Source organism: Aeromonas sp. MaB10011B, assembly GCF_017939325.1.
Taxonomy (GTDB): Bacteria; Pseudomonadota; Gammaproteobacteria; order Enterobacterales; family Aeromonadaceae; genus Aeromonas; species Aeromonas caviae.
In genome coordinates this window covers 21,346-28,823 of sequence record NZ_JAGKRK010000043.1, presented here as the reverse complement: position 1 = coordinate 28,823, position 7,478 = coordinate 21,346, and the positions used below count along the sequence as shown (strand labels likewise).

At 58.5% G+C, this 7,478-nt stretch carries 2 protein-coding genes and 1 pseudogene; 2 read left to right on the top strand and 1 reads right to left on the bottom strand.

What is annotated here, in order from left to right; translation table 11 throughout:
• The first annotated feature begins 13 nt into the window (after positions 1–13).
• The gene (locus J9893_RS21710) at positions 14–4,957 is read left to right on the top strand and encodes a choice-of-anchor K domain-containing protein (protein WP_349237065.1); all 4,944 of its coding nucleotides are present in this window, start codon (positions 14–16) and stop codon (positions 4,955–4,957) included.
• Positions 4,958–5,128: 171 nt separating this feature from the next.
• Here the strand turns inward: J9893_RS21710 and mdtH are convergent.
• Positions 5,129–6,323: pseudogene (gene mdtH, locus J9893_RS12960) on the bottom strand (multidrug efflux MFS transporter MdtH).
• Between the two features lie 201 nt (positions 6,324–6,524).
• Here mdtH and J9893_RS12955 point away from each other — a divergent pair.
• Positions 6,525–7,424, top strand: coding sequence for a LysR family transcriptional regulator (locus J9893_RS12955; RefSeq protein WP_029314793.1), 900 nt, complete (start codon positions 6,525–6,527; stop codon positions 7,422–7,424).
• Positions 7,425–7,478: the final 54 nt, after the last annotated feature.

Here is a 7,478-nt window from a genome sequence, read left to right as displayed (position 1 = left end):
CTTCACCGCGACCGTGACCGACGGCAAGTTCAGCACCACCGTAGACCTGGGGGCCAGCGGCCTGGCGGATGGCACGTTCACCGTGAAGGCGGACGTGACTGACCAGGCGGGCAACCCGGCGACGGACAGCGAGCAGGCGATCCTGGACAGCGTAGCTTCCCCGGCCCCAACCGTGGTTATCGTGGACGATGCCAACAATGACCAGATACTGACCAAGACCGAGATCGGCAACGATCAGATCCAGGTGCATGCCGGGGTCAGCCATGCTGATCTGGTTGCAGGCGGCAAGGTGACGCTGATCATCAACAATGGCGTCGCCAGCAGTACGGTTGAACTGACGTTGAAAGCCGATGGCACCCTGCAATCGAGCAATGGCAAGAGCTACGGCTATCAGAACGGCACCATCAGTTGGACGGAGGCGACACCTGGCAATGGAACATCGTTGACGGTGACCGCGACCCAGACCGACAAGGCGGGCAATGTCTCCCTGCCGGGCAGCGACAACGCGCAGATCCTGAATGAAGCGCCGGAGACGGCGAACAAGCAGGCAAACGGTCAGGAAGATGCCGCCAGCATCGCCATTCCGACCCTCAGTGGCAGCGACATCGATGGCAACGTGGTGAGTTTCACCATCAAGAGCCTGCCTGCCAACGGCATCCTCTATCTGAACGGGGTGGTTGTGACGGTGGATCAGAGCATTGCGGTGGCGGACGCCGGCAAGCTCACCTTCACTCCGAATGCGAACTGGAACGGCAACACCACCTTCAACTATGCGGCGGTAGACAACGACGGCGCCGTGGATGCGAGTCCCGCAACCGTGACCATCAAGGTGGATGCGGTCAACGATCTGCCGACGCTGACCATCTCCAATGGGGCTGTCGTCTCCGAAGAGGGGCTGGCAAACGGTATTGCCGACACGGTCGGCAACCCGGATACCACCAACGCCATCAAGGCGTCCGGTACCCTCTCGGTGGGCGACATCGACAGCAGCACGCTCAGCATCTCCTTGAACGGACCGGCCGGGCTGACGTCCGGTGGGGCCAAGGTCCAGTGGAGCTGGGATGCGGGCAGCAAGACGCTGGTCGGCTACAAGGGGGCGATTGACGGCGCCGATTACAAGGCGGTGGTCGAGGTCAAGCTGACCGCCCTCAATGTCAGTGGCAAGGGGGACTGGACCTATGAGGTGACCCTCAAGGAGCCGCTCGATCATGCTGATACCACCCAGGAAGACAAGTTGTCGTTCCAGCTGGATGTGGAGGTCTCCGATGGCAGCGGCGTCACCAAGGACACGCTGGATGTCAGCGTCGAGGACGACTCCCCCATTGCCGGCAACAGCGATGTCGTTTCCGTGGTGAAGACCGATATTCCGAACGTGCTGACCGGGTTCTTCGACCTGACCAAGTACAGTGACAACAAGCGCACCCTGAACATGGCGGGTTTTACCATCAGCGCCCAGGGCTTCAAGTCGGCAACCGATTCCTCACTGGTAACGGCGGATGTCAACGGCTCCAGCTCGGGGCTGGGTGTGAAAAGCGGTGCTGCGCCTTACCACAACCTCGCCAACGAGATTGACTTCCGCCACTTTGCTGATGGCTCTTCCGTATCCGAGCGACTGATTGTCACGCTGGATAAGGGCAAGGTTGCCTACGGCGCCAACATCAAGTTCAGCAAGATGTTTGGTGGCGAGCTGGAGAGCGGGGTCGTGGAGTTCTACCGAGGCAACGTATTGATTTACACACTTTCATTCAGCTCGGATGCAGCGGACGGAGAGTTCAACCAGAACTTCCAGGTGCAGCAGGGTGGTTTCGATACCATGGTGATCAAGGCGACCAATAACGGCAACATCAATACCGAAGACAACAGCGACTTTACCGTCAAGTCTATCGAGTTCCTTGGCTCCTCTACTCCGCAGGCAATTGCCTATGGCTCGGGGACAGTGGCACCGCAATGGGGAGCTGATGGTAAAGGGCGTCTGGAGCTGCTTACCGGCACCGTTGAAACGGGTCTGAAAACTGCAGCTGGTCTGGCAATTACCATTACAGCAGAAGGTGCCAACAGCATGGTTGGCAAGGCCAGTGATGGCAGCTTGATCTTCAAGATGCAATTCACGCCTGCAACGGGCAAGTGGGAATTCTTCCAGTATGCAGAGATGCAGCGCCCGGTTGGTGATGGCGACATCGACTTCACCTTCAACGCCTATGATCGGGACGGTGACGGCTCGCAAGGCAGCTTTGCTGTCAACCCGCTGGCGCGCCCTGATGTAACCGGCGTATCGAGTGCCACTGTGGTTGAAGGGGCTACCTTGCAGCATGTTGTGACCTTGAGTGGTGCGACTAATGTAGCGACTGAGTACAGCCTCTCAATCGCGGGCAGTGGTACTCATGCTGCCTCTAACTCTGACTGGGGAACTCTGCAGTTCAGTCACGGTGTTACCTATAACAGCAGCACAGGCAAAATCTCAGTACCAGCCGGTGTGACGAGCTTTACCGTGTCAGTACCGACAGTGAATGACAAGCTGGTAGAACAGACTGAAACCTTGACTCTGACAGTAGGTAGTGCGACCGGAGCCGGAACCATTACTGACAACGATCTCTCTGTGCGACTGGGCAGTGGTCTGGTTGATGAGGATGGTTTGTCTGGCGGAAATGCACACTTGCCTGAGCCTGTGGGGATGCCTGCTAGCGGTCCGCTTTCTGTGACTCAGTCGCTGCAGGTGACGGATGGCAGTGGTGGCAATGTCTCTGGCGTACAACTCAAACTGGTTGGCATCACGGGTCTGAGCGGGGTGACGGGTATTGATGGTCAGCCGGTCAATGTTGTTCAGGATGGCGCCGGGCTCAAAGGATACTTTGGCAACAACCCCGCCAATGTGGCCTTTACCGTGACGGTGGATAACAGTGCCAATCCACCGAGCTACACCTTTACTCTGCTCAAGCCGCTTAGCCACCTTGTAGATGGTCAAAGCAACATATTGAACAGTCAGGATGAGCTGCGTCTCACCGTGAACTATGAGGTGAGCAAAGCTGGCTCCGATACAACTACCGGCTCTTTCGATGTCGCCGTGCGTGATGATGTGCCGGTTGCTGTAGTTGATGATGCCAAAGTTAATGTGGTTGTTGATTCGTTCCTAGTCTCGGGTGTTGATGCTAACTGGGTAAGTTGGCGTGGTGGTTCGGATGTGAAAGTTCGTGACTCCAATGACATTAACCCAGGTAAGGATCAAATTCGGTGGGGGGGAGGCAATAATCCATCGGGTTACGGCTTCATGGACAATGATGCCGCGTTGAATAGTTCAATTCCGATCAATGAAGAGATCAAGTTGGGCACATTCACCCACTACAACAATCCGATAAATTACGATGCTATCAGTGCTGCAACGATGGAGGTCACTTTTTCTGTTATGGATTCAATGGGGAGGATGACCCCGGTGACAGTAACCATCAACTTCAATCACAACGAAACTCCGAATAATAGTTGGTCTGATTCAAGGGACATCATCTCTATCGGTAACACGACCGCCAGATTCAACTTTGAAGGTAAGGCTTACACTCTTGAGGTGCTAGGTTTCCGCGATACGAATGGCAATGTGGTGAAGACTATCTACACCAACGAAAATGCCAGCAACAGCTTCGATCTGATCGTCAAGTTGGTTGAAGGGTCTGGTTATCAGCGGCCACAGACCACAGGTAATGTGCTGGCCAACGATCTTGCCGGTGCTGATGGTGGTCTGAGTGTCATTGGCTACGGGGTCGGCAGCAGTTCGACCACCTATACCAATGGTGCGGGTACCCAGGTAGTCGGTTTGTACGGGGTTCTGACCATTCTGGCCAACGGTGCCTATACCTATCAGGTCACCAAGAATGGCAGCCAGATCCCGGCAGATGCACGCGAGGTGTTCAGCTACAGCATGCGCGATGGTGATGGCGATACCACCAACAGCTCCTTGACCATCAGCGTTAACCCGGTCGACAGCAACGGGGTTCCGATTCATCTTCCGCTGACGGTAGATGGTACTGACCTCAACGACGCTATCGTGGTACGCAATGGCGAGAGAGCGGCTAATCCTGACCGTCTTGATGTTTCCTTCGGCGGTAATCTGCTGGGCGAAGTCACTACCAGTAACGGCGGCACCGACCATATACATACCGGTACTAGCTACAACAAGGGAAGTGCCGACCAGATCGTCAGCAGCGGTGCAGGTAATGACCATATCGAAACCGGCAGCGGCAATGATGTGATTTATGCAGGCAAAACTGGGGCTGATGGATTCGGTACCGACGATTCGTTGCAACTGACGGTAAATCAGCTTAAGGCTCATCACATCATGACAGGCAGCTTGTCTGGCACAGATGCCATGCTCGATGGCGACGGTCTGTTGCTGAGTGTTGATGTCAGTAGTAGTAAAGCGGATGTGGTCAATGGCGGTAGCGGCAATGACAAGATCTACGGGCAGTCAGGTTCGGATATCCTGTTTGGCGGTACCGGTGACGACTATATCGATGGCGGCAGTCACAACGATGCACTGCGCGGCGGTCTGGGAAACGATATCCTAATCGGCGGGCTCGGCAACGATGTAATGCGTGGTGACGGCGGCTTAGATACTTTCGTCTGGAATCAGTGGGATACGGTATCAGGAGCCGTAGCTACGGATTACATTATGGACTTCAACAAGGGGTCAGGCACCATTAACCGTTTGGAAGGAGACAAGCTGGACTTGAGTGATTTACTTGATTCTCACAATCAGAATGACCTGACTTCTCTACTCTCTGTTATTCAGGGGGGCGATGGTGTGCATCTGTTTATCAGAGAAGACAATAGTGCTACCTCATCAACTCAAGAGATTGTGTTGATGAATCATACCTTCGACAGCCTGACGGGCGGTTCTAATACTACGACCGAGCAGGTGCTCGATTACATGTTGCGTAACATATTGGTGATCGACAAGCCTCATGGCTAAAACGAACAGACAGTAGAAAAACAAAAGCGGCAGAGCAATCTGCCGCTTTTTTTATGGGGGATTTTTGGGTGGATGGGCGCAGACGAGGGGGAGGGCAATGCAAGAAGAAGATAAAAAAGGGCGCCCTTCAAGAGAAGGGCGCCCGGGGTAGACGGGATGATTGCCAGAGGATCAGGCGTTGACCCCTGCCAGGCGGGAGCCGCGCTGGAAGCAGTTGGCCAGCAGCAGCAAGGTGGTGACACCGACGGTGCCGAGCACCAGCCAGGGTAACCAGGGTTGCCCCTGGGCCATGGCGTAGTCGTGCAGGGCGCCGCCCCCCACGTAACCCGTCATGCCCCCGAGCGCCAGCCCCAGGCGGCTGAACCCCATGTAGCTGCCGCGCGCACCGGGCTGCGCGAGCTTGGTCATCAGGGTCTCCCGCGCCGGCTCGGCGATGACGATGCCGAGGTAGAAGCAGGCGAGCAGCAGAAAGACGGCGGGCAAGGTGGTGGCAAAGGCCACCAGCCCGATCCCCGTGGTCATCAGCAGCACCCCCGCCATCAGGCGATTCTCCAGCTTGAAGTGGCGCTCGCCGTAGCGGGCCAGCGGGTAGAGCAGGGCCAGGGAGATGGCCGTCTCCAGGGTATACATCCAGCCCACCGCGGTGGTGCTGCCTGCCATCTGTTTGACCAGGATGGGGAAGATCAGCATCACCTGAACCCAGAGGGCGTAGTAGCCGCTCAGGATCAGCACCAGCCGGCAGAACGCCTTGTCCGCCAGCACCTGGCCCAGGCCGTCTCGGATCGGGGTCGGGCGCACCGAGAGCTTGTAGGGGGGGCAGGATGAGCAGGTTGCACAGGGCAGCGCAGACGAACAGGCCGGCCCCCAGCAGGCAGACATACTCGAAGTCGAAGTTGAGTAGCCAGCTGCCGAGCAGGGCCCCCACCACGGCACCGGCGCTCTCCAGCATCATCAGCAGGGAGATGTAGCGACCCCGCTCCCGTGGCCGGGTGAACTTGATCACCAGGGCGGCGCGGGGGGGATCGAACAGGCAGCCACCCAGCCCCGAGATGATGCAGGAGAGGATCAGTTCCAATCCGCTCTGGGCATAGGCCAGGCTGGCAAACCCCAGCGCCCGCAGCAGCATGCCGCAGACGATGAGGGGGCGCGCCCCGAACTTGTCGGCGAGGGAGCCGCCAAAGACCCCCAGCCCTTGCTGGGTAAGCTGACGCAGCCCCAGTGCCAGTCCCACCACACCGGCGGCCCAGCCCAGTTGGTCGACGAAGCGCAGGCTGATCATGGGCATCACCACGAAGAAGCCCAGGATCACCAGCAGGGAATCCAATGCCAAGAACCACCGCCCCAACCGCCTCGCCCGATCCACCATGACCCTGATACCTCTGTTTGCTTCGCTGATATTGTTGTCTTTCTTGCCCGAACGGCGCCGTCACCAAACAGAGCCAAGGGGATGACAACTCCCTGGCTCGGTGGCGTTCAGCCGATTCATGACGATTGATGCTGCTATTCTGGTGGGGCTCCAGATATAGTGGTAGCCGACAACTGGCTATATTTCATATTGGATTTGGTTATGGCTATGACCCTCGACGATTTGCAACTGCTGCTGGATGTGGCCAACCGTGGCAGCTTCAGCAAGGTGGCCGCCATTCGCGGCTGGTCACAACCCATGGTGAGCCAGCGCATTGCCGTGCTGGAGCAGGAGCTGGGTCAGTCCCTGTTCCGTCGCCATCGTCGGGGGGCCACCCCGACCCCGGCCTGCGAGCAGTTTCTGCCTGCCGCGACTGCGGCCCTGAGCGCACTGGAAGGGGGGCGGCTGGCGATGCAGGGGGCGCCTGCATTGCCGCGGATCCGGCTTTCCTGCCTCCCCTCCCTGACCACGGCGGTGTTCGGCCCCCTGCTGCTGGCCCTGGTGGACGAGACCTTCGAGATCCGCTGCAACACGGATCACTCTGGCATCATCATGCAGGAGTTGCTGACCGGCGAGACCGACGTGGGCTTCATTCTCAAGTGCCCTGCCATCGCGGGCATCCAGCTCGAACTGCTTTACCGTTCCCCGATCATCGCCGTGGCCTGCGCCACCCACCCGCTGGCCGGGCGGCAAGGGCTGACCCTGCAGGACATTGCCAACGAGCGGCTGGCGCCCCAGCAGTGGGGGACGGGCTGCGACGAGCTGATCCTGCAGTTGCGTTTGCTGCGCCAGGTGGCGAGCCCGCTGCACGCCATCCAGCCAGCGAGTGCGGCGCGGGAGCTGGCGCTGGAGCACGGCTTCATCACCCTGATGCCGGCGCTCGCCATCACCCGGGATCTGGAGTTCGGTCGCCTGGTGAAGCTGGACGTGGTGGATCTGCCACCGGATCACTGGGATGTGATGATGGCCTGGCGCAGCGGCAAGCGCCCCAATCCCGCCAAGGAGCGGGTGCTGGAGGCGGCCCGTACCCTGGCCCGGCGCTGGTCGGGCAAGCGGACATAAAAAAGCGCCGGACCAGGCCGGCGCTCTTCGCTAATTCCCCTTGATGCCCGCTCA